Origin of the sequence: Pseudochrobactrum sp. XF203, from assembly GCF_020341615.1 — a bacterium.
Classification (GTDB): Bacteria; Pseudomonadota; Alphaproteobacteria; order Rhizobiales; family Rhizobiaceae; genus Pseudochrobactrum; species Pseudochrobactrum saccharolyticum.
This window is the reverse complement of the sequence record NZ_CP084392.1, coordinates 2,475,001-2,498,272: the sequence shown is the minus strand read 5'-3', so window position 1 is coordinate 2,498,272 and position 23,272 is coordinate 2,475,001. Positions and strand designations below refer to the sequence as shown.

Below are 23,272 nucleotides of genomic sequence, written 5' to 3'. Positions count from 1 at the left end.
GTATAGATAAAATCATGCTTCCTCAGGTTGTAAAATCTGTTCATAAACTCTTTACCATGATGGAAAGTCCTTCCCGAATGCGTTTTTTTTGTCATGCTGAAAACTCATTGTCTGTTCAATAAGTGTCTATTAACCATTAAATCCGATATTCATCTGAATAGCGTGACTGTAAACGGTAAGGCATTCGAAATTGGAAAACAGCAAAACATCTAAACTGGCGGGCTGGGCAGGCAGAGTTTTTAAACTCAGCGCGCAGCTGGCACTTGTTTTCACGGCTGTTACAGCTTTCGCGCCGTCTCAGGCTGCAGCCGAAACCCGTACATTGAAGCTGCATTTTGTGCATACCGGTGAACGTGCAGAAATCACGTTCAAGAAAAACGGCCGCTATCTGCCGGATGGTTTGAAGAAGCTGAATGTCTTCCTGCGCGACTGGCGCCGCAACGAGCCGACCAAGATGGATCCGCGTTTGTTCGATCTGGTCTGGCAGGTCTATCAGACTGCTGGCGGCCGCGATTATATTACTGTTGTTTCCGCCTATCGTTCACCGGCGACGAACTCCATGCTGCGTTCGCGTACCCGCGGCGTTGCCAAAAGCAGCCAGCATACGCTCGGCAAGGCGATGGATTTTTTCATTCCGGGTGTTCCGCTGAAAAAGCTGCGTGACACCGCGTTGCGCTATCAGATCGGCGGCGTTGGTTATTATCCGACTTCCGGTTCGCCTTTTGTGCATCTTGATGTCGGCAGTGTGCGTCACTGGCCGCGCCTGAGCCGCCGCGAATTGCTGGCTGTGTTCCCTGACGGTAAAACAATTCACGTTCCGACCGATGGCAAGCCATTGCCGGGTTATGAACAGGCGCTTGCTGCCTATGAAGCCCGTAAGGCCAATGGCGGTACAATCCAGATGGCTTCTGCCAAGCCGAAGAGCAAATCTCTGTTCGGTATGTTGTTTGGCGGCGGTGCGGATGAAGAAGAAGATAATGGTGAAAGCTCCAGCCGTGCTGTAGCAACTGCCCGTCCGGCACGTACAGCACCTGCTGCCGCAGTTCCTGCCCGTCAGGCTCCGGTACCGGCAGTGCCGAACCGTGCTGTACCTGCACAGCCTGAGCCTCAGGCGCCGCAGGAAGCGTTGATTGCTGCTTTGCCTGCCCGCGATGCACCGGTACCGTTGAATGCACCGCGCCCTTCGGCCGGTGTGGAAATGACACCGGATGCACAGGCGGCAATGGCTTTTGCTGTGCCGGTTCCGGTGAAGCGTCCGCAGTCGGAAGCCGAAGTGCTGCTGGCTATGACACCGCCACCGCCGAATACACTTGAAGCGCAGGCTTTTGCGGGTGCCACAGGTGCGCCTTCCGCACCGGCCCAGCCTGCCAATGACCAGATTGCCGCGCTGGTTGCAGCTGACACAACTGCAAATACCGGTGCTATGCTGAGCGGATATGTGCCGGTTCCGGTACAGCGTCCGCAGGGCGCAGGACAGGCGATCAATACCGTTCTGGCCGCTGCTGTTCCGGCAACGCGCCCAACCCAGGCACAGGCTCAGGAAGTCTCCGTTGCCCGTGCTGAAGCCGGTCAGGATGCGATTGCTGATCTGCTGAGCAATAGTGACCACACTGCATCCATTCCGGCTCCGCGTCCGCAGGCTCAGGAACAGCAGGTGGCTATGGTTATGCCACAGGATACACGCAACAGCCGTCCGTCCTCCCGTCCGGTCGTAAACAGCGAGAATACTGCCGCAGCAACTGGTGCTGACGCTGTACGGACAACCGCTAAAGCCGGTCGCTCAGATCGCCCAGTTACAAAAGCGGCTGCCAATGCAGTGCTGCAGCCTGCCGATGCCGCGACAGAAGTTGCGATTTCGAATGAGCCTGTAGCCAAAGTTGTACCGGTGTCCAATCCGGTTCTGCGAAATGATGCCATGCGTCAGGCACCAACCGTTGTTTACACAGCCGGCTTCCAGAAAGACCTGCCTGCCGGTAATGCAAACCGCTTTACAGGCAATGCAGTGACTTTCATTCCGATTGCTAAATTCTCTAAGATCAACTGATCGGTGCAAGAATGAAAAAAGGGAGCTTTGAGCTCCCTTTTTTATTGCCTGAATTTTAATGTTGATCAGGATTTGAGCGCGGCGGCTGCGGCTGCCAGCGCTGTAATTTCATCCCATTTTCCATCATTGACCAGCTCTTTCGGAGCAATCCATGAGCCGCCGATGCACAGCACATTCGGCAGGGTGAGATAATTCATGGCATTGCTGAGGCTGATGCCGCCTGTCGGGCAGAAGAAGGTACCGGCAAGCGGGGAGGACAGGGCTTTAAGATAGGCCGCGCCGCCTGCTTGTTCCGCAGGGAAAAATTTCACATGAGTATAGCCGCGCTCACGCAGGCTCATCACTTCGCTTGCTGTTGCGCAACCCGGCAGCAGAGGGACGGGGCTGTTATCTGCGGCTTTCAGAATGGCATCTGTTACGCCGGGGCTGACGATGAATTTTGAACCGGAAGTGACAGCCTGCTCATAATGGGTGGCATTGAGGATGGTTCCGGCGCCGACAATGGCTTCCGGCACATCTTCTGCCACGGCACGGATAGCATCCAGTGCCGCACTGGTGCGCAGGGTAATTTCGATGGCAGGCAGACCGCCTTTTGCCAGAGCGCGTGCAAGCGGAACGGCATCTGCTGCTTTATCAATCAGCAGAACAGGAATGACGGTTTGTCCCGTCATGACGGGAATTAGGCTTTCGGTTTTCTGCGACATCTCACCCTCGGAATTATTGTTATAATCGATTTAACGTTCCGAAGATATTTTGTCTATGCTGTTCGTTGATCAGGGGGAGTGAAGGCGGGAAACAAGGGCTGATACAGCGCATAGTTTTGAGCCAGTTTCCGGTCATAGCGGTTTTTGGCATAGAGCGGGCCGTTATAGCTATATGCGAATTTTTGCCAGTCGTGCTTGTTCAACACATCCCGCAGATTGCTGTAGACGATAAAGCGGCTCATCAGTTCAATCTGCTCCGGCACGGCGCTGCGCACAGTTTCAACCATTTCAGCAACGGACACATAACCCAGCCAGTGCCAATGGGCACCCATAACCTGTCCGACACCCCATGGTGTGGATTCATAAGCGGCATCGCGGTTGATGCGGCAGGCTTTGTCCAGCATTTGCCAGCGTGCCGCCTGATCCGCCGGATTGGGAGTGGCTCCGGCACGGGGAGAGGAGAGCTTCAGCGCTCTGGCTTTTGCCTGATCGGCAGGGCTGAGGCGTTTATCAAAATAATGCCCCTCAAAACGGATCAGTGGTTCATCACGTCCATGGATGCGTGTGGTGACAATGCCACTGCTTTCTGTCTGTGCGACAGCGGCAAGGGCTGCGGGATCGAGATGATGCGCTTGTCCTGCTTCTGAAAACAGCATTCTGATTTCTGCGCGAAACATGGCACTCTCTCCTGACTGATATAACCCGTTGCACTGTGTCATGCGTAGCGAGAACGGGGATAGATTCTCGCTTCGTGGCAGCAAAATTTGATGCTGATCTTGAAATTGCTCCGCAGCGGCGTTAGAGCACAGGCAAGCAGATTAATCTGTTTTCGGCTGTCTGACTGACCCTCAGGGTGGTCAGGCGGAATATCACGGCAGCGCCTTTGCGAGGCGACCAGCTATTGAGGTTTATTTATGTGTGAAGCACATTTCACTGTTGCTGCGCTCTATTGTTTTGCGCGTTTTCCAGATTTTGAAGCCTATCAGGCACCGCTGACTGAGCTTTGTGATGAGCAGGGTATCAAAGGCACTTTGTTGCTGGCCGCTGAAGGACTGAACGGCACTGTTGCCGGAACACAGTCCGGCATTGCCGCGTTGATTGCTTTTATTGAAGCTATTCCTGCCTTGCGTGAGCAGAATATTGAACTGAAATATTCAACAGCTAGCCAGATGCCGTTTAACCGCATGAAAGTCCGTCTCAAGAAAGAGATCGTGACCATGGGTGTGGACGGGATTGATCCGTTGCAGAGCGTCGGCACCTATGTGCAGCCGCAGGAGTGGAATGCGCTGATCGACGATGAGAACACGATCCTCATCGATACACGTAATGATTATGAATATGCGATCGGCACTTTTAAAGGCGCGATTGATCCGAAGACCAAGACTTTCCGCGAGTTTCCGCAATGGGTTGAAGACCACCGCGATGAGCTGGAAGGCAAGAAAATTGCCATGTTCTGTACCGGTGGTATCCGCTGTGAGAAGGCAACGGCTTTTGTAAAAGGTCTGGGCTTTGATGATGTTTTCCATCTCAAGGGCGGCATTCTGAAATATCTCGAAGATATGCCTGCGGAAGATACACGCTGGGAAGGTGAATGCTTCGTTTTTGACGAGCGTGTTTCTGTTGGTCATGGTCTGGTGGAAGGCGATGTGGAACTGTGCCGCGCTTGCCGCAATCCGGTAACACCTGAGGGCAAATTGTCGAAATTCTATCAGGAAGGTATTTCCTGCGACACTTGCTATCACGAGCGCAGCGATGCTGACCGTGCCCGTTATGCCGAACGTCAGCGTCAGGTTCTGCTGGCGAAAGAGCGCGGTGCCAAACAGCATATCGGCGACTGATTTCACATCAGCTCAGATTTTTTTATTAAAGGCTCTCCCTTCGGAGAGCCTTTTTTATTGCTTGATGCATGGGATAGGACGCGTTATGCATAAAGAAATATAATGATTGAAAAATATTGAGGGATGTCATGATCAGATTTGTTGTTGCGCTTGGCCTGCTGGCCGGTACTGCCCTGCCAACCTTAGCGGCAGAAAAGATTGTCGTATTTGCTGCGGCCAGCATGAAAGATGTGATTGATACGGCAGCAGAGAAATTTAAGGCCGAAAACGGTGCGGAAGTAACTGCGTCTTATGCGTCTTCCTCTGTGCTGGCGAAACAGATCGAAGCCGGTGCGCCAGCCAGCATTTTTATCTCAGCCGATCTCGACTGGATGGATTATGTGCAGGAGCGCAAGCTGATAGACAATGACAGCCGCGCTGTGATTGCCGGTAATGCGCTGGTGATCGCCGGTGCCAAAGATACAAAACCGGCAGAAGCTGCGGAAATCCTCAAAGCCGGACGCTTCTCTATGGGGGATCCGTCAAATGTGCCTGCCGGTAAATATGCCAAGGCAGCCCTTGAAAAACTCGGCATCTGGGGTGATGTTTCTGCCAATGCAGTCTTTGCGGAAAATGTGCGTGTAGCGCTGCAATATGTTTCCCGCGGTGAAGTGAAAGCCGGTATTGTCTATGCATCGGATCGTGCACAGGTGCCTGAACTGACAGAAGTTTACCGCTTCCCTGCATCAAGCCACGCGCCAATTCTTTATCCTGCGGCACTGGTCGGCAAGTCTGATGAAAACTCCAAGGCATTTCTTGCATTTTTGCGCAGCGATGCCGGACAGGCAATCATTGCCGATAAGGGCTTTGTGCCTGCGGCAGAAGCAAAATAAGGCTTTGATCTGACTGATGGCAATGTCGGAAATGGAAATTATCGCTTTGTCTTTGAGGATAGCAGGGCTTGCTATCCTCGGAGCCTTGCCGGTTGCATTTGGTTTTGCGTGGATACTGGCACGCTATAATTTCCCCGGCAAAAGCCTGTTACAGGCGGTGCTGACAATGCCGCTGGTGCTGCCGCCGGTAGTAACCGGTTATTTTCTGCTGGTGCTGTTTGGTACGCGCGGCGCTATCGGCAGTCTGCTGCTGCAATGGTTTGATTTTACCTTCGCTTTCCGCTGGACGGGAGCAGCCTTGGCTGCCGGTGTGATGGCACTGCCATTGCTGATCCGTCCGATGCGGCTGGCGATTGAAAATATCGACCGGGGTCTGGAAGAAGCTGCCCGTACGCTGGGAGCAGGGCGCATCAAAGCCTTTATGACTGTGACGCTGCCTTTGCTGATACCGGGCATTATTGCCGGTAGTGTGCTGGGTTTTGCCAAAGCGCTCGGCGAATTTGGCGCTACAATTACCTTTGTCTCGAATATTCCGGGCGAAACGCAAACCCTGTCGCTGGCGATTTATGCGCTGATGCAAACGCCGAGCGGTGATGCCGCTGCGCTGAAGCTTATTCTGGTTTCCGTTGTGCTGTCTGTGTTGGCGGTGGTGCTGTCCGAATGGTTGCAGCGCCGGTTGAGCGGAGCTGGTAAATGACACATCAAATCAGCTTCAATACCCTTGATTTCAATGTAAAAGGCGGCAATGGCGGGTTTCGCGTTGAGGCGGCCTTTCGTGCTGAGACCGGCGTTACAGCATTATTCGGTGCATCCGGTGCCGGTAAAACCACTTTGCTGCGCATGATTGCCGGAACGCTGCGCCCTGAGGAAGGGCGCATTGCCGTTGGCAATCTGGTGCTGTTCGACAGCGCCAGAAACATCAATCTCCGGCCTGAAGAACGCCATATCGGCTATGTCTATCAGGATGCCCGTCTGTTCCCGCATCTCAGTGTTTTGCGCAATCTGACCTATGCGCAATGGGCAGGTAAACGTGAGCCGGAGCGTAAGGTTGAGGAAATAACCGAGCTGCTCGGTATCGGCGCTTTATTACAGCGCAAGCCGCATCAATTGTCCGGCGGTGAGAAACAGCGTGTGGCGATCGGGCGGGCATTGCTGTCGGCACCGCGCCTGCTGCTGCTCGATGAGCCTCTGTCATCGCTGGATCATGCGCGGCGTCAGGAAATTTTACCTTATCTGGAGCGTCTGCGTGACGAGAGCGGGCTGCCGATTGTCTTTGTCAGCCACGAGGTGGATGAAGTCGCGCGGCTGGCGGATACGCTTGTGCTGCTGGAGCAGGGACGGGTACGGGAAAGCGGTTCAGTGTTTGATATTTTCAGCCAGATTGATGGTACGGGCGATACGACCAGTGTGCTTTTGCAAGGGGAAGTCACCCGCAGTGATGATGCCTATGCCATGGCTGACATTGCCATTGGCGGACATAATTTTCAGCTGACAGACCATGCATTGCAATCGGGGATGAAAGTGCGTTTGCGTATCCGCTCGCGCGATGTGTCTCTGTCGCGCTTTGCGCCGGTGGATATCAGTATCCGCAATATTTTTCCGGTAACGATTGTTGCAATCTCAACCGATGACGGACCGTTTGCGGAATTGCGCCTGCAATTGGGCGATGTGCAATTATTGTCCCGTATTTCGCGCAAATCTGTGCAGGATCTCAATCTGAAAACCGGCGAGCAGGTTTTTGCACTTATCAAAGCAGTGTCGATAGATCGCAGTGCCGCAAGACTGCAGCAAAGTGAAATCAGTTTGCAATCTGCATAAAATATGGTCATTTCCTTTTGAGGAAGAGGAGAATGATTATGCAGGACTTGTCAGAGTGGACAGCGCGGCCTGTTCCTGAGCGCAAAGTTCTTGAAGGGCAGTTTGTGCGGCTGGAGCCGCTGAGTGTTGAAAAACACGGGCAGGGGCTGTTTGAGGCGTCAAGCGTTGCCGATGCGGACAGCCGTTTCACATGGCTGTTTGATACAGTGCCTTCAACGCTCGAAGAGATGCTGCCATGGCTGGAGAAATCCGCCGCAAGCCAGACGACTATGTTTTTCGTCACGATTGACAAGGCGACAGGTAAAATTGCCGGTCGTCAGGCGCTGATGCGCATTGATGCCGAGAATGGCAGTATTGAAATCGGCAATATCTATTGGGGGCCATTGATCTCCCGTAAACCGGCTGCGACCGAAGCCCAGTATCTGTTCATGCAATATATTTTTGATGAGCTCGGTTACCGCCGTTATGAGTGGAAATGCAATAATGACAATCTGCCGTCAAAGCGTGCGGCGGAGCGTTTCGGTTTTCAGTTTGAAGGTATTTTCCGGCAGCATCTGATTGTTAAAGGCAAGAACCGTGACACGGCATGGTATTCGGTGATCGACAGCGAATGGCCTGCATTGAAACAGGCTTACCAAAACTGGCTCGCTCCTGACAATTTTGACGCGAACGGACAGCAGATCAAAAAGCTGGAAAGCTTCTACGCCGATACAGGCCGGAGATAAATGCATGGCATCCCCGCAGCAGAATAAGAAGGATACGCGCAATTCCGCTATAGCCGCCGCACTGATTATGGTGGTTTTTGGCGCGCTGTTTTATTCCATGCCGATCATCATGCTGGCGGTCGGGCCATACAGCCATGTGCTGGCAGCACTGATTGCAGTTGTCTTTGTGATGGCCTTTTTTGTAGTGTTCTGGCTGCGGGCGAAATCACAGCGAAAACACCACAAAGAGAATTAACTCAGGGCAGCAATCAGCAGAAGCACGCCGGTCAGAATGATGAATAATGCAGCGGCGATTTCAATCGCCGTTTGCAGCCGTGCTGACAACAGCGGATTTTTGACCAGGCGCAGTGCCGTATTTTTAGCGGTGACAGCCAGTGTTGCCAGCAAGGCGACGGTGATGAAAGTACCGAATGCCATGGCAAAGGCAGAAAGAATACCACCCAGCATCAGACCGTTGAGCATTGAGAATGTCAGCACGATAATCGCGCCGGAGCAGGGGCGTATGCCGACGGCAATAATCGCTGCCCATGCGGTTTTCCAGTTGAAATCACCGCTCAGAGTGGACGGATCAGCAAGGTGGCTGTGGCCGCAGGCTGTGCAATTGGCACCATCTCCTGAAAACTCATGGTCAAACACGGCCGGTTTTGCGTTGGCTGGCTGATATTTAAGCCGCATGGACGTGTTCAATGCCGATGGTTTTTGTGTTGCCGAGGCTGAGAGCGAACCTTGCCAGACGGGAGCCGGTGCCATTGTTTCAACCGCTATCGCAGGGACAGGCTGCTGCTTTGAGCGAAGCTTGCGGAAGATGATATAAATCCCGCAGAGAATGACCAGCACATAGCTGGCTATTTCCATGCCGCGTCCTGCTTTTCCCATTGAAATGCCGATACCACGCAGCACAAACCATGCCATCCCGACCAGAAAAATGGCGGACAGTGCCTGCAAAACGGATGAGATGAAGGAAAGAAAAATTCCGCGTCGCAAAGCTGTTTCATTGGCAATCATATAGGATGAGATCACTGCTTTGCCGTGGCCGGGGCCGGCGGCATGTAAAATACCATAGAGAAAAGACAGGCTGACTAATGTCCACGCAGCCCACGGATCATCCTTCATGGCTTTCAGCGCGGTGGTCATCATCAGATAGAAGCGTTTTTGCTCGGCATTAATCCACAATATCAGCTTTGCAAAAGGACCGGTCGGCTGCAATGTGACTTCACTGGCGCCGATGCCTAATGAAGATTGCGCCCATGCCTGACTGTGAAGCACAAATAACAGGCAGGTGCATATGGTCAGCAGCAAAGCACAGGCTCTTAACGGGGGCAGGGTAAGAGTGTGTTGCTTTGCGTGATTCATGCCGGTATGCCTCTGATGATATAACGTAACAAATTTGAGCTTTGGCCAATCCTTATGCGCTGGCCGGTGACTTGTTATTTACAGGTGATCTCTATTCGGGTTGCGAAGAATTTTGACACGTCATTGGTCATCGCCGCGGCTTCGTCGAAGAATGCCTGTGTCAGACTTTGCTGGTTTTGCGCAAGCGCCTCATCGGGATCAGGGCGCACAACAGCAGAACTGCAGCCGGATGGCATGCCCTTCACCACCAAATCTTCGTCTTTCAGATAATCAATCGCCGTATAAAAAGTCGGGTCATAGACGCCGAAACTGACTTTATGCCCGGGCTCCAGTTTCAGCGGTTTTTCCGGCTTGCTTTCAAACAGGACGATCAACTGATTATCCGGCAGATCGGCAATCAGATGCTCAGGCTTGTTCATGACAATATCTTTGCCATCCTGCGTAACTGTCTGAAAATATTTATACTCTGCAATAGATGTGTCGATTGTGGTGCTGAGTTCATTCAACTCGGCGCTATCGAGTTTCAGCGTGCCTTTCTTGTCAAATTCCATCAGGACGGTTGACGAGAACAGATCATCAAAACGCCAGACATGCGCCAGCTTCTCAACGGAACGATCCGGTGTGATTGTGATTTCCAGCCTTGCTTCGGCAAAAACATGCGGATGCGCTGATGCCGCGACAACACCCAGCCCTGTCATGAGACAGGTCAGGCCGAGGACATTCAGTAAAGACTTGTTTTTGCTGCTGGTCATGGAAACGAAAATCACTCTTTTGAGCGGTCAATGCTGGTTCGGAATTTGGAGAATGAGTGAGGCAAAACTACGACGACAGTCTACGGGTTTTACGCCTCGTCATTGGTCAGCTCTTTGCACGGATTATCTTTGAACCATTTGGCGAGATAATCCACCAGCAGACGCACTTTGGCAGGCAGATAGGTACGGTGCGGGTAAACGGCATAAATACCGCCGTCATTAAGCATATAATCTAGGAGCACCGGCACAAGTGTGCCTTTATTCAATTCGCCATCGGCGACAAAACGCGGCAGAACGCTGAAGCCCAGACCTTTGACAGTCGCTGCCATGGTGGTGAGCGGGCTGTTGACCTCCAGCGGGCCGCGGATGGCGACTGTCATCATCGAGCCGTCCTGATTGCGGAACTGCCAGTTATTGCGGGAGCGGCTGTTGGTATCAATGATGCAGGGCATTTCCCGCAATTGCTCAGGTGTTTCCGGCATGCCCAGCCGTGCGATCAGCTCAGGTGAGGCGCAGACAACAGTGTGAAATGCGCTCAGCCTTTTGGCGATCAGCGATGAATCCTGCAAGCGGGTGATGCGGATAGCAAGATCGAAACCCTCTTCAACCAGATCCACAAAACGGTCGTCAAGGTGGATATCGAGCGCAATCTCCGGATGGTCAGCACAAAAATCAATCAGTGACATGCCCAGTGAGGCATCAGCAAAGCTGCGCGGTGCTGTCAGTTTGATCTTGCCGCGCACATCGCCGCTGCTCTCGGAGATGGAGTCTTGCAGATCATCCAGCTCACGCAGAATCTCCGTTGCGCGATGATAATAAGTGTGGCCGCTTTCGGTAAGCGAAAATTGCCGAGTTGTACGGTTCAGTAGCCGCACGCCCAGATCATCTTCCAGCTCGCGGACATATTTTGACAGAAGGGCTTTGGAACGACCAATTTTGCGCGCAGCTGCTGAGAAACCTTCGGCCTCCACAACATCAATAAAAGCACGCATCCGTGTGAGTGTGTCCATAAGCTCTGTCCTCCAGATCAGCGACTAAACCGCACCATATATCGCGATCCTGAATATTCAAAATGTCTCAGAAATATCAAAGTGATTCGCTGCATTGCAATCAATAAGACACCTGTTTTTATCATCTACATAAAGCACTGCGCCGTATTTTGAATAAAGAAGTGATTTATTAACCAAAAAAAATCAAACCGGCGCAAATTTGTCATTGTGTGGACACATAAATCATCTTATATCGCGCTTGCCCAAAGTCGCACGTGCCTGTGGGTGTCCGCCGGTATTCTGAATGGAGAATAGACCGGTACGGTAACCTGGACCTAACCGCTCCAGTTGATCTGATGGCCAACCATGGATCAAGGACACCTTGAAGCAACGACGGTGCGGGCCTTTCTGGTGTCTTCCGGCTCTCCACAGGTCGGGAACTCAAAGAGGCACACCCTCATTGCCCTAAGTGCGGAACCGGGTTTTTCCCATTCCAAGCCAAGGCAGACAAAGCGGAAAAACGCTAAATTCAGGGCGTTGATCCATCTGCATATGTATTTGTTCCGTGTTTCCTGCATCTCCAAAGGCCGGTTGCGCGAAGAGCTGATTCATATTTGCCGTAAGGCAGTTTGTCCCTCTGATGGCTTTTGATGCGTGTATGCGCAGGTATTTGTTCATCAGTCCTTTGAAACCATGCTCAACCTTGTGCGTCATTGCACAGGGGCAGGCTTTCGCATCGCAAATGATATGAAGATGCGGCTTTTTACTGCTTATTGCAGTTCAGGAGATCAGGATGGCTACACAGCGCATTATCGACTTTCTCGCCACCCGACGTCCGGAAGGCCCTTGCCTTGTCGTTGACCTCGACGTTGTGCGTGAAAATTATGAACATTTTGAAAAGGCTCTGCCGGCCTCGCGCATTTTCTATGCGGTAAAGGCAAACCCTGCACCGCAGATTCTGTCGCTGCTCGCCTCCATGGGCTCGAACTTCGACACAGCTTCGGTTGCGGAAATTGAAATGGCACTCAATGCCGGTGCAACACCTGACCGCATTTCTTATGGCAACACCATCAAGAAAGAACGCGATATTGCACGCGCCTATGAATATGGCATTCGCCTCTATGCTGTTGATTGCGTTGCAGAAGTGGAAAAAGTTGCCCGTGCGGCTCCGGGTTCCCGCGTGTTCTGCCGCATTCTCGCTGACGGTGAAGGTGCTGAATGGCCGCTGTCGCGCAAATTCGGCTGCGTTCCGGAAATGGCTGTTGATGTGCTGCGTGCAGCCCATCAGCTGGGTCTTGATGCCTATGGCGTATCGTTCCATGTCGGTTCACAGCAGACTGATCTGACTGCTTGGGATCGTGCTCTGGCCGATACCAAAGGCGTGTTTGATCTTTTGGCTAAAGAGGGCATCAACCTGCGCATGGTCAATATGGGCGGTGGTTTCCCGACCCGTTATCTCAAAGATATCCCGACTGCACAGGCCTATGGCGAAGCTATTTTCGATGCGCTGAGCCGTCATTTCGGCAATCGTCTGCCGGAAACCATCATCGAGCCAGGCCGCGGCATGGTTGGCAATGCCGGTGTCATCAAAACCGAAGTGGTTTTGGTTTCCCGCAAAGCTGACAATGACAATCGCTGGGTTTATCTCGATATCGGTAAATTCGGCGGTCTGGCTGAAACCATGGATGAAGCGATCCGTTATCAGATCGTGACTCCGCGTGACGGCGATACTCTGGAACCTTGCGTTCTGGCAGGCCCGACCTGTGACAGCGCCGATGTGATGTATGAAAAGGCACCTTATCCGCTGCCGGTCTCGCTGACCATTGGTGATGAAGTGCTGATCGAAGGCACCGGCGCTTACACAACAACCTATTCGGCTGTTGCGTTTAACGGTTTTGAACCGCTGCGCTCCTATGTGATCTGATACTGATATGCGTCTCGTCAGGGGCGCATATTCAGCCTCACATTGCGAATGATACCGGTGGAAGAATTCCACCGGTCTTGTCACATAAGATTTTTGCTTTGTGTTTATCCTCATACATATGTGTGAGGAAACAATGCTCCTTACCGCTTTGTTTTAGCGCATTTGCCTCACGCAAATGCTTTAAGGTTCACGCTGATGTCTGCTTCTTCTGTTGCGGCCGGAACCACGGCTGAATTGTCAGCCGCGCAAATCACTGCTCCGGCACCGGTCTCGTTTAGTATTGCGCATGAAACGCCTGCGGACAGCAGCGCGCGTGAGGCTTTGCTCGACCGTGTGATGGGCGAGGGACGCAAGCGCAAATCATCGGAAAAGCTGCGCCGTAAACGCGTACCTGCCTATGGGCTGGCATTGATTGCCCGTGATGCGCATGGCGTGATGATCGGCAGTGTCCGGCTCTGGCATATTTCTGCCGGTAAAAAAGCCGGCGGAGAAGCTGTACCTGCTTTGCTTTTGGGGCCTTTGGCGGTTGAGACAATTTATGCGGGGCGGGGTGTCGGCGCTGCCTTGATGCGTCAGGCTATTCACAATGCGCAGGCGCTTGGTCATAAGGCGATTTTGCTGGTTGGTGATCCTGAATATTATGGCCGTTTCGGCTTTACCGGCAATAAAATGGCTGATCTGGCTATGCCGGGTCCTGTGGAGCGTCACCGTTTTCTGGCGCTGGAGCTGGAAGAAAATTATCTGGACGGTGCATCCGGTGTGCTGACTGCTACCGGCAAGCTGATTGCTGACCGTCAGGCCATTGCTGTTTAAATAGAGCGGAATTTAAAGAAAAATAACCGGTTTCAGTTGTCAGTCTCTGCTTTCAGTTGAAACCGGTTTTGAATAGCATACCTATATAGAACGAAGAATTATGCTCCGGCTATTTTGCCGGATAGTTCACATATAGGGAAAACAGAATGCAACTGGCAGATATCGGACTGATCGGGCTTGGCGTCATGGGTTCTAATCTGGCGCTCAATATTGCTGAAAAAGGATATCGGGTTGCAGTTTATGACCGTGAAGCGCCGGTATTAGAAAAGTTTTATGCTTCCAGCGGTGAGTTGCAGGAGCGCATTATTCCCTGTGCAACCATGGAGCAGCTCAGCCAGAATATTGCCAAGCCACGCCCGATTATCATGCTGATTAAAGCAGGCAGTCCCGTTGATACGGAAATGGCCAAGCTCAAGACCTTTCTGGAAAAAGGCGACATTATTATTGATTCCGGCAATTCCGATTACCGCGATACGGTGCGCCGCCTGAATTCTCTCGGCGAAAATGATCCGACTTTTGTCGGTATGGGCATTTCCGGTGGTGCGGAAGGTGCGCGTAACGGCCCGTCCATGATGGTTGGCGGTACGCCTGAAGCCTATGCGCGGATTGAGCCGATACTGGATGCGGTAGCTGCTCGTTATAAAGGCGAACCATGCAGTGCCCGTATGGGGCCGGATGGTGCGGGGCATTTTGTCAAAACCATTCATAACGGTATTGAATATGCCGATATGCAGATGATTGCGGAAATCTATGGCATTTTGCGTGATGTCTGCGGTTTGAAGGCGGAAGAAATCGCGCCGATTTTTGCAAAATGGAATACAGGCGCTCTGAATTCTTATCTCATTGAAATTACGGCAGAAGTGTTGAAAGCGCTTGATCCTGAAACCGGAAAGCCGGTGCCTGATATTATTCTCGATGCTGCAGGACAAAAGGGTACCGGACGCTGGGCAGCTATTGAAAGCCAGATTCTCGGTGTTCCGGCGACGGGCATTGAAGCCGCTGTTGCTGCACGCTCGATATCCTCCCTGATTGTACAACGACAAAAACTGGCAGATGTCTATGGCGAGCCGGTACAGACAGGATCAATCAAGGCGGATCAGGCTTTTATTGATGCACTGGAGCAGGCATTGCTGGCCGCAAAGATTGCGGCCTATGCGCAGGGCTTTGCGGTGATGGCCGCGGCCTCACAGGAGCATCAGTGGAATTTGCCACTGGCAACGATTGCACGTATCTGGCGCGCCGGTTGTATCATCCGTTCACAGTTTCTCGATGAAATCGGTGAGGCTTTTGCTGCGGGTGAGGTGGATAATCTGCTTCTGGCACCTGCATTTGTTGAGCAAATGAGTGTGGCTGCGCAAAGTCTGCGTCAGGTTGTGGCTGCGGCTGTGACTGCCGGTGTGCCGGTACCGGCACTGAGCTCGGCAATCAGCTATTTTGATGGTTTCCGCCAAAGACGCGGTTCAGCCAATTTGATACAGGCGCAGCGTGATTTCTTCGGGGCGCATGGTTTCAAAAGAATCGATAAAGACGGCGATTTCCACGGCCCTTGGGGCGATGGACTGTAATTGTACCTTTCATAGTACAAGAAAAAGGCCGGACTTGATAAAAGTCCGGCCTTTGTTTTTATTTACCAAGTACCAGCAAATCCTGCGTAGCAAAATGGACAGTGATTTTGTCACCATGCTGTGGCGGGCGCACCGCCGGATTGTTGAAACTGTCGAAAGACAGCTGGTTGGCACCCAGTGTTACACGAGTACGAATGACTGAGCCTAAGAAATGTACATCCTGCACAATGACTTCAACGCTGCTGTCGCGGGCAGGGGAGGCATCAAGGCTGATGGTTTCCGGCCGCAGAGCCAGAGTGACCGCATCACCTTTGTTGTAAGATGCCAATGATTGCGGCACGGTGATAATCGTTCCTCCGAGATCCGCTTTATTCTGCTGCGGGTCTGCCACACGGGCTTCCAGCATGTTCAGCGTACCAACGAATGATGCCACGAAGCGCGTTGCCGGACGGTTGTAAATATCAAACGGCGTGCCGATCTGATCCGCTTTGCCTTCATGCATCACTACGATCCGGTCGGAAATAGACAGTGCCTCTTCCTGATCGTGGGTAACAAATACGGTTGTGATGCCAAGCTGACGCTGAATGGCGCGGATTTCTTCGCGCAGCGAAATACGGATTTTCGCATCCAGTGCTGAGAGCGGTTCATCAAGCAGCAGCACCTGCGGTTTTGTCGCCAAGGCACGGGCAAGGGCAACACGCTGCTGCTGGCCGCCGGACATCTGATAAGGGAAGCGGTCTGCCAGATGCTCAAGGCGGATCAGTTCCAGCATTTCCTTAACTGTTGCATCAATCTCGGCTTTAGGTTTGCCGGACACCCGCAGACCAAAGGCAACATTCTGCGCTACGGTCATATTAGGGAACAGCGCATAGGCCTGAAAAACCATGCCGATATTACGTTTGTTCGGCTTGAGATCAACCACATCCTGACCGTTGATCTCGATCACGCCCTGATCGGGTGATTCAAAACCGGCAATCATACGCAGAACGGTGGTTTTTCCGCAGCCTGATGGACCGAGGAACGAGATGAACTCGCCTTTTTCAACTGCCAGACTGAAATCATGGACAACAGTATTAGCGCCGAAGCTTTTTTTGAGATTATTAATATTGAGAAAAGCCATGACTTAATTGCCTGCTGTCTTAAATTTGGAGAAGCGGGTGACAAGCTGGAGCATAATCATGCTCAGCCATGTAATGCCGAAGGCAATGATTGCCAGTGCTGACGGTTCATAAGCGCGGTTTGCACCGACAAGCTGCAAATAAGGGCCGAAAGCCGGACGATTAAGCAACGAAGCCAGCGTAAATTCACCGATGACGATCGCAAAGGTAATGAACGCACCGCTCATAACGCCGGAAAGCACATTCGGGAAAATCACCTTGAACAGAATGGTCGGCCAGCCTGCGCCCAGACTTTCCGCGGCTTCTGTCAGCGTGCGAACATCAATCGTGCGCATGGCCGTATCAATCGAGCGATACATATAAGGCAGCGCCAGAGTCACATAGCCGAACATCAGCAGAATATCGGTTGCGCGCGTTGATCCTGTAAATGGCAGCCATGAGGACGAGTTATAAATCCGCAAATAGCCGAATACGATAACAATCGCCGGAATAACCAGTGGCATCAGCGTGATAAATTCAATGACGGGGCGCAAATATGGCATGCGCAACCGCACCCAATAGGCAGTCGGTACCACCAGCAACACGCCGAAAATAATCGTCATGATGGCCAGCATGATGGAATAGCCGAATGTCGCCTGAAAATTCGGGTCAGTCAGCACAACGCGGTAAGCGTCAAAAGAATATTCACCGCGACGCATGCGCAGGGAAAATTCAAATGTACCGATCAGCGGCACCACAAAATAGATAGCGCCGATCAGAAAGGCGATCCATGCGCCGAGGGTTTTTGGAATGAAATATTTCAGCTTCATTTCTGCCACCGTTCTGCACGCATACGCAGCCAGATATAGAGCAGATTGGAAATGCCGGTAATCAGGATCATGCCGAGTGCCAGTGCATAGCCGAGATTCTGATTGTGCAGAACATCGCCGCGAATCTGCGCGTAAAGCAGGATAGGTACAATATTCAGCGAAGAACCGGTCAGCGCATAGGCCGTTGCAATGGCACCAAAGGCATTGGCAAACAGCAACAGGCTGGTGCCGAGCAGGCTGGGCCAGAGAATCGGAAAGGCCACCATGCGCCAATATTGGAATGTTGTTGCACCGAGAATGGATGAAGCCTCGCGCCATTCTTTTTTCAGACCGTCCAGAGCAGGGGTGAGGATCAGCACCATCAGCGGAATCTGGAAAAACAGATAGGTCAGTGTCAGGCCGAAAAAGCTCAGAAGGTTAAAACCGGTGGCATAGAGATTGAAGCCGAACCACTCGCGCAGCAAAATCGTAACAAAACCGGTGCGGCCGAGCGTGGCAAGAAAGGCGAAAGCCAGCGGTACACCGGCAAAGTTGGACGCAACGCCGGAGAATGTGAGCACAGTCGGGCGCAGAAAACGGGGCAGTTTACCCAGTACAATCGCCCATGCCATGAACGAGCCGATCACAGCGCCACCCAAAGCGGAGGCAAAGCTGATTTTGATCGAGACCCAATAAGCACTCATAATGCCGGGTTCAAACAAATCTATAATATTTTGCAGGGTGAAATTACCCTGACTATCCTGAAATGCACCGACAACCAGATACATGGTCGGCCAGAGCAGAAACAGAATTGCGAAGGCGAAAAACGGGGCAACACCGAGCCACTCTAAAGGCAGACGGCGCTTGGCGCGTCGCACAGGGGGCGTGTCAGATGTTATGCCATTGCTGGACAGGCTCATATGATTTTTGCTTTTTATCGTCTGCGTCGGTGATGGCTTCCGCAGATTGAGGTGCTGAAATCTGCAAGCATACAGCAATGTTCAGATTGCGGTGCCGGCTGAGTTATTTTTTATGATGATATGTGTCGTATAAAAATGCAAATTGCAAAACCTGTTACGGGCGGGTGTTGCCGCCCGTAACAGCAGCATTCAGCTGTTCAGCTTACTGAACATTCGCGCCGACAACGCTATCCCAGTTCTTGGTGATGACAGCCTGAGACTTGTCGAGTTCTTCCAAAGTCGGGAAGACAGCTTTCTGGTAAGCTTCTGCCGGTGGCAGCTTGTCGAGCAGTTCCTGAGGGATCTTGCCTTCTTTTGCCATGGCGTTGAAGCGGATCGGGTGGCAATAGCCTTTCAGATAACCGATCTGGCCTTCATCGGAATAGAGATGTTCCATCCAGAGTTTGGCTGCATTTGGATGTGGTGCATAGGCGCTGATGCCCTGTACATACACACCGGCTACAACACCGGTTTTCGGAATGATAACTTCAACTTCCGGATTGCCGTTCAGCGTATCGCGGTCTGCCAGAGCATTATAGTCCCAGCGGATAACGATAGGGGTCGAGCCCTGTGCCAGTGAAGCGGCCTTGCCGATGACAGGTACAAAATTACCGGCCTTGTTCACGTCGCGGAAGAATTCCAGACCCTTCTGAGCGGCTTCTTCACCCGGCTTGCCACCAAGGGAAAGACCGGCAGCATACACGCTCAGGATTGCCTGTGTGGATGCACGCGGATCGCCGGAATGCGCAACGGCATTGGCAAATTCAGGCTTGAGCAGATCAGCCCAGTCCTGCGGTGCATCTTTGATGATGTCTTTGTTTACTTCGAAAGCCAATACGCCGTAATAGTCGCCGTACCAGTAACCTTCAGCATCCTTGGCATCATCAGGGATCGAATCCCATGTCGATACTTTATAAGGCTGGAGCAGGCCGTCTTTTTTCGCAGTGGTGCCGAAGGTAAAGCCGACATCGATCACGTCAGGCGCCTGAGGGCCTTTATTGTCTTTGTTCGCTTTGATCGCTTCGATTTCATCGCCGGAGCCTGCATCCGGATTCAGTTCATTGACCTGAATGCCGTATTTGTCTTTGAAGCTCTTGATGATTTCACCATAGCCGCACCAGTCATGCGGAAGGGCGATTGTGGTCAGCTGACCCTCTGCTTTCGCGGCGGCGATCAGTTCTTCTGACGGAGCTGCCACGGATAATGTGGTGCCGGCAAAAGCGATCGCTGTTGTCAGGGACAACAGCCGTGTTGTTCTGTTAAGCATTGACATACTCCCCTTAAAGCTACGGGAGGCCTGCTTTCAGGCATCCTCGCATTTTTTCGATAGGCGCGTCATATGAAAGTACCATGACAGCTATCGTTTTTCTTTATCCGGGCAGAAGTGAACCATGTTTTTTTATCGCAATCAATTGAATGTTGCAGTTTAGAGAGAAGGAAATGAATAAAAAACAACAATATACTTAATCTCTTGAATATATTGATTTTTATCGGATGATAATCCGGCTGCGCGGCGAGGTTCTGAATATCAGAAAGGATTCATAGGCTTAGCCGCAAATGTCGTTAACCGGATAGTATGAGCGGGCAATTAGTTGGTAATTGTGCATTGTGACAAAAACATTTTAATAAAATAACTGTGCCGGATAATGAGATTCTGTTTGGCGGTGAAATAATCTTAATTTTAAGGCACTGATTTTTAATTATTAAGTTCTGCAGAAGAGTGTTTTGGGCCGGTTTCCAGAGGGAGGGGATGACCGGAGATTCGTCGCAGCGGATCACTGTTGTTTTATCTTATTTGCGTCATCGCGTTGAAATAGTATTTTTGCTGCATTCATGTCTTAGTTGAGAAGAGGCGCGCAAATCATGTGCGTTTATTTTCGAATCATTTTCATATTCGCGCGTTTTTATGCGCTTTGATTTTTATGTTTTCATTTCGCTGATTATTACAGGTGTTTAAAACGGAATTTTTTCATGGAATTTGAATTTATCCATTTCCCGGAATTTCAAAACAGTTTCTTTGGCAAAGAATATTGTTCATCTATTCTGGAAACATATATCGCCGTTCGTAAAAAACTTTCCTGCAAGCATATTACGCATATTACGCCTAAGCATGCGGATGCGGGCATGGCTGATAATATCAAGACTGTGGTGTCGACATTTCCGGCAGACTGGATCGTGAATTACGCTGCAAAAAGTTATTTTGATATTGATCCGCTTTTTCATCAGAAATGGTCTGATCCCGAGCTGCCTCATAGTGTCAGCATTACAGAGATTTACAGTCACAAACAAAATACACCGGCATTGCAGAATTATGTCGATGATTTGAGAGCGCATAATTTTGGCGATACATTTATTATGGTGACACAGCGGTTGAATGGCAGCGGGGATGCCCATACTATTTATGCGTTTGATACGAAAAAGGGCAAAAACGACCTCAATGCCGAAGACCTGATCCGTCTGCTGGAAAAGGATTTTTTACAGGCGACTGCGCAATTACATGAATCTGTATTATCCGCGGTGAGCGACTATTCATCACAAAAGAACGAAGTTCAGTCGCTGGTTTCTCTGACGCCACGCGAGGTTGATTGCCTCAAATGGGCCGCACGCGGAAAAACTGACGGTGAAATTGCTGAAATTCTCAGCATCGCCCGCTGGACAGTGGTGACCTATCTGCAAAATGCCAAGATCAAACTGGGTTGTGCCAACCGCACATCTGCAGTGGCGGTGGCGATGTCGCTTGGCATTATGCCTTTGCCGGATACATCGCATTTACAGGGCTGATTGGCAAAAACACCCCGCATTTTTTGTGCGGGGTGTTCTGTTATTCCTGATCAGTTATGCGCGCAACTTGCGCACAGACCGCGAATTTCCAGAGTGGTTTTTGTCGGATGAAAATGGTTCTTCTGCGTCCAGTGCTGCACGCAATCTTCGATTTCCGGCTCAGAAAATTCCGAAGCTAAACCGCATTTATCGCAAATGGCAAAAGCTGCGATACCATGCAGATGGCCGTGCTCATGGTGGTGCGGATGGGCGCAGGCAATAAAAGCATTCAGGCTTTCAAGGCGATGGATCAGGCCGTATTCCAGTAACTTGTCCAGTGCGCGATAGACTTGCAGCGGTGCGCGAAAACCTTCTTCGCGCAACTGGTCGAGAATTGTATAGGCGCTGAGCGGGAACTCAGCCTTTGCAAGTGCTTCCAATACGAGATTCTGATTACGTGTGAGTTTCGGAGCGCGCGCTGCCGCAGATGCAGTTCCTGTATGCGTATGAGCGGTCATTATGAAGTCTCCTTATCGCGCGCAACCGGCAAAGATGCTTTGAGTTTTTGCCATGGGAGCAAGCTTATAACAAAAAACACCACAGAAGCCACGACTATGGATGGTCCTGACGGTGTGTCATAATTTAATGAGCCGAATAGACCGGCAATAACCGAGCAGGCACCGATAAAAGCCGCATAGATGGCCATTTGCTCCGGCGATAATGCAAAACGGCGTGCCGTGGCTGCCGGAATAATCAGCAGAGCGGTAATCAGCAGAATACCGACGATTTTCATGGCAATGGCAATCAGCAGCGCCAGCAAAATCATAAACAAAGTGCGGTGCAGTTCCGGTTGCAGACCTTCAGCCTGTGCAATATCTTCGCTGATGGTCGCTGCCAGTAGTGGTCGCCAGAGTTTAATCAGACCCGCAAGGATCAATGCGCCACCGGCATAAATGGCGATAAGATCGGAGACGGATACCGCGAGAATATCGCCGAACAGCAGTGACATCAGATCAAAGCGGATCCATGTCATAAAGGCGACAAGCACTAGTCCGAATGCCAATGTGGCGTGGGAGAGTATGCCCAGCAGAGAATCTGCTGAGAGAGTGTGCCGTTTCTGTAAAACCACCAGCAGCATGGCGATGCTAAAGGCGATCAGAAAGACGGAAACCATAATATTCAGGTCAAACAGCATAGCAAGGCCAACACCAAGCAGCGCCGAGTGAGCCATCGTGTCGCCGAAATAGGCCATGCGTCGCCATACAATAAAACAACCGATAGGGCCGGTAATTAAAGCGAGGCCGATACCGGCAAGCATGGCGCGGATAAAGAAGTCATCAAGCATGATTGTGCCCGCCGGTTTGGGAATGGTTGTGGTCTTCACAGTGTTCATGATGATGGCCGTCATCATGGTGACAATGATCGGTTATCGTACCGTCTGCATGTTGTACCCGTCCGTCAGCCAGATGGGTATGGTCATGATGATGTGTGTAGACTGCAAGCGAGGGCGGAATTTCCATGCCGCGCGGAGTGCGCAATCCGAAAAGTTTGGCATATTCAGGGCTGGCCGCCACATCAACCGGCGTGCCGCTGCAACATATATGCCCGTTCAGGCAGACAACGCGGTCTGTTGCGGCCATAACAATATGCAGATCATGGGAGATCATCAGGACACCGCAACCGGTCTGATCGCGGAATTTTGCAATTTTCTCGTAAAGTTCGGCTTCACCGGCAAAATCAACACCTTGCAATGGTTCATCCAGCACCAGCAAATCCGGTTTGCAGGCAAATGCACGGGCAAGCAGCACACGCTGAAACTCGCCGCCGGAAAGATGGACAACTTGTGCTTTGATGAGTTGCGGGATGCCTGCAAGTTCCAGAGCTGCTTCGATTGCTTCTTTTTTTATAGGAGCAGTCATGCGGATCATGCGCTCAACTGTTAACGGCAAACTTGGATCAATCGAGATTTTTTGCGGGACATAGCCGATGGTCAGGGATTTCTCGCGTTTCACCGCGCCTTCATCAGGCTTATGAATACCCAATGCCATTTTGGCGGTCGTGCTTTTCCCTGAGCCGTTAGGGCCGATGAGTGTAACAATTTCGCCTTTATGCAGAGTGAGATCAATGTTGCGGACAAGCCAGCGACCGTTCCGCTCAATCCCTGCATTTTCAAGGCGCAGAAGAATGTCAGATGTCTGTCCGCTGGCGGCAGCTGATAATGGATGATGCATTGTACGCTTTCGGAATGAT

22 protein-coding genes and 1 pseudogene are annotated in these 23,272 nt (G+C 51.6%); 11 read left to right on the top strand and 12 right to left on the bottom strand.

Annotated elements, in window-relative coordinates:
* Positions 1-190: 190 nt before the first annotated feature.
* Positions 191-2,044 (top strand): DUF882 domain-containing protein, encoded by a 1,854-nt coding sequence (locus LDL70_RS11400; protein WP_370637664.1) that lies wholly within the window; start codon positions 191-193, stop codon positions 2,042-2,044.
* 65 nt (positions 2,045-2,109) lie between these two features.
* Here the strand turns inward: LDL70_RS11400 and LDL70_RS11395 are convergent, their stop codons facing one another.
* Both LDL70_RS11395 and LDL70_RS11390 read right to left on the bottom strand, forming a co-directional pair.
* Positions 2,110-2,748, bottom strand: coding sequence for a 2-dehydro-3-deoxy-phosphogluconate aldolase (locus LDL70_RS11395; RefSeq protein ID WP_225685090.1), 639 nt, complete (start codon positions 2,746-2,748; stop codon positions 2,110-2,112).
* 53 nt (positions 2,749-2,801) lie between these two features.
* Positions 2,802-3,425 (bottom strand): N-acetylmuramidase family protein, encoded by a 624-nt coding sequence (locus LDL70_RS11390; protein WP_225685089.1) that lies wholly within the window; start codon positions 3,423-3,425, stop codon positions 2,802-2,804.
* A gap of 237 nt (positions 3,426-3,662) precedes the next feature.
* Here LDL70_RS11390 and LDL70_RS11385 point away from each other — a divergent pair, with 237 nt between their 5' ends.
* From LDL70_RS11385 to LDL70_RS11360, 6 genes are all read left to right on the top strand, one after another.
* Positions 3,663-4,586, top strand: a complete 924-nt coding sequence (locus LDL70_RS11385) for a rhodanese-related sulfurtransferase (RefSeq protein WP_022709717.1) — start codon at positions 3,663-3,665, stop codon at positions 4,584-4,586.
* A 116-nt stretch (positions 4,587-4,702) separates the two neighbouring features.
* The gene (gene modA / locus LDL70_RS11380; RefSeq protein ID WP_370637663.1) at positions 4,703-5,458 is read left to right on the top strand and encodes a molybdate ABC transporter substrate-binding protein; all 756 of its coding nucleotides are present in this window, start codon (positions 4,703-4,705) and stop codon (positions 5,456-5,458) included.
* 16 nt (positions 5,459-5,474) lie between these two features.
* Positions 5,475-6,155 (top strand): molybdate ABC transporter permease subunit, encoded by a 681-nt coding sequence (gene modB, locus LDL70_RS11375; RefSeq protein ID WP_225685088.1) that lies wholly within the window; start codon positions 5,475-5,477, stop codon positions 6,153-6,155.
* Positions 6,152-7,276 (top strand): molybdenum ABC transporter ATP-binding protein, encoded by a 1,125-nt coding sequence (modC, locus tag LDL70_RS11370; RefSeq protein WP_116088796.1) that lies wholly within the window; start codon positions 6,152-6,154, stop codon positions 7,274-7,276. Before modB ends, modC begins: the two co-directional genes overlap by 4 nt.
* 38 nt (positions 7,277-7,314) lie before the next feature.
* Entirely contained in the window at positions 7,315-8,001 is a 687-nt protein-coding gene (locus LDL70_RS11365) for a GNAT family N-acetyltransferase (protein WP_225685087.1), read from the top strand.
* A 4-nt stretch (positions 8,002-8,005) separates the two neighbouring features.
* A complete protein-coding gene (locus LDL70_RS11360; protein ID WP_022709722.1) occupies positions 8,006-8,236 on the top strand; it encodes a hypothetical protein in 231 nt (76 codons plus the stop codon).
* Here the strand turns inward: LDL70_RS11360 and LDL70_RS11355 are convergent.
* From LDL70_RS11355 to LDL70_RS11345, 3 genes are all read right to left on the bottom strand, one after another.
* Positions 8,233-9,354: a nickel/cobalt transporter gene (locus LDL70_RS11355; RefSeq protein ID WP_225685086.1), complete on the bottom strand. Its 1,122-nt coding sequence runs from the start codon at positions 9,352-9,354 to the stop codon at positions 8,233-8,235. The genes LDL70_RS11360 and LDL70_RS11355 overlap by 4 nt on opposite strands.
* Positions 9,355-9,428: 74 nt before the next feature.
* Positions 9,429-10,106: a DUF1007 family protein gene (locus LDL70_RS11350; RefSeq protein WP_370637662.1), complete on the bottom strand. Its 678-nt coding sequence runs from the start codon at positions 10,104-10,106 to the stop codon at positions 9,429-9,431.
* Between the two features lie 89 nt (positions 10,107-10,195).
* Positions 10,196-11,116: a LysR family transcriptional regulator gene (locus LDL70_RS11345; protein WP_225685085.1), complete on the bottom strand. Its 921-nt coding sequence runs from the start codon at positions 11,114-11,116 to the stop codon at positions 10,196-10,198.
* A gap of 772 nt (positions 11,117-11,888) precedes the next feature.
* On the opposite strand from LDL70_RS11345, the gene LDL70_RS11340 reads away from it, so the two are divergent.
* The 3 genes and pseudogenes from LDL70_RS11340 to gndA all read left to right on the top strand — a co-directional run.
* The gene (locus LDL70_RS11340) at positions 11,889-13,019 is read left to right on the top strand and encodes a type III PLP-dependent enzyme (protein WP_022709727.1); all 1,131 of its coding nucleotides are present in this window, start codon (positions 11,889-11,891) and stop codon (positions 13,017-13,019) included.
* A gap of 195 nt (positions 13,020-13,214) precedes the next feature.
* Positions 13,215-13,832, top strand: a complete 618-nt coding sequence (locus LDL70_RS11335) for a GNAT family N-acetyltransferase (RefSeq protein ID WP_151160036.1) — start codon at positions 13,215-13,217, stop codon at positions 13,830-13,832.
* Between the two features lie 140 nt (positions 13,833-13,972).
* A pseudogene (gene gndA / locus LDL70_RS11330) lies at positions 13,973-15,397 on the top strand (NADP-dependent phosphogluconate dehydrogenase); the annotation flags it as partial.
* A 58-nt stretch (positions 15,398-15,455) separates the two neighbouring features.
* On the opposite strand, the gene LDL70_RS11325 reads toward gndA, so the two are convergent.
* The 4 genes from LDL70_RS11325 to LDL70_RS11310 form a co-directional block, all read right to left on the bottom strand.
* A complete protein-coding gene (locus tag LDL70_RS11325; protein ID WP_225685083.1) occupies positions 15,456-16,517 on the bottom strand; it encodes an ABC transporter ATP-binding protein in 1,062 nt (353 codons plus the stop codon).
* 3 nt (positions 16,518-16,520) lie between these two features.
* Positions 16,521-17,324: an iron ABC transporter permease gene (locus LDL70_RS11320; RefSeq protein ID WP_022709619.1), complete on the bottom strand. Its 804-nt coding sequence runs from the start codon at positions 17,322-17,324 to the stop codon at positions 16,521-16,523.
* The gene (locus tag LDL70_RS11315) at positions 17,321-18,223 is read right to left on the bottom strand and encodes an ABC transporter permease subunit (RefSeq protein WP_022709618.1); all 903 of its coding nucleotides are present in this window, start codon (positions 18,221-18,223) and stop codon (positions 17,321-17,323) included. Before LDL70_RS11315 ends, LDL70_RS11320 begins: the two co-directional genes overlap by 4 nt.
* Positions 18,224-18,425: 202 nt before the next feature.
* A complete protein-coding gene (locus tag LDL70_RS11310) occupies positions 18,426-19,529 on the bottom strand; it encodes an ABC transporter substrate-binding protein (protein WP_022709617.1) in 1,104 nt (367 codons plus the stop codon).
* 704 nt (positions 19,530-20,233) lie between these two features.
* Between LDL70_RS11310 and LDL70_RS11305 the strand changes: the two genes are divergently transcribed.
* Entirely contained in the window at positions 20,234-21,043 is an 810-nt protein-coding gene (locus tag LDL70_RS11305) for a LuxR family transcriptional regulator (protein WP_225685082.1), read from the top strand.
* 50 nt (positions 21,044-21,093) lie between these two features.
* Here LDL70_RS11305 and LDL70_RS11300 read toward each other — a convergent pair whose 3' ends face one another.
* From LDL70_RS11300 to LDL70_RS11290, 3 genes are read right to left on the bottom strand one after another with little or no spacing between them, the layout of a single operon-like run.
* Positions 21,094-21,540: a Fur family transcriptional regulator gene (locus LDL70_RS11300; protein ID WP_075656960.1), complete on the bottom strand. Its 447-nt coding sequence runs from the start codon at positions 21,538-21,540 to the stop codon at positions 21,094-21,096.
* The gene (locus LDL70_RS11295; protein WP_370637830.1) at positions 21,540-22,421 is read right to left on the bottom strand and encodes a metal ABC transporter permease; all 882 of its coding nucleotides are present in this window, start codon (positions 22,419-22,421) and stop codon (positions 21,540-21,542) included. The genes LDL70_RS11300 and LDL70_RS11295 overlap by 1 nt, the downstream gene beginning before the upstream one ends.
* Complete coding sequence (locus LDL70_RS11290; protein WP_225685081.1) at positions 22,360-23,253, bottom strand: metal ABC transporter ATP-binding protein; 894 nt, start codon at positions 23,251-23,253, stop codon at positions 22,360-22,362. The genes LDL70_RS11295 and LDL70_RS11290 overlap by 62 nt, the downstream gene beginning before the upstream one ends.
* Positions 23,254-23,272 lie beyond the last annotated feature (19 nt).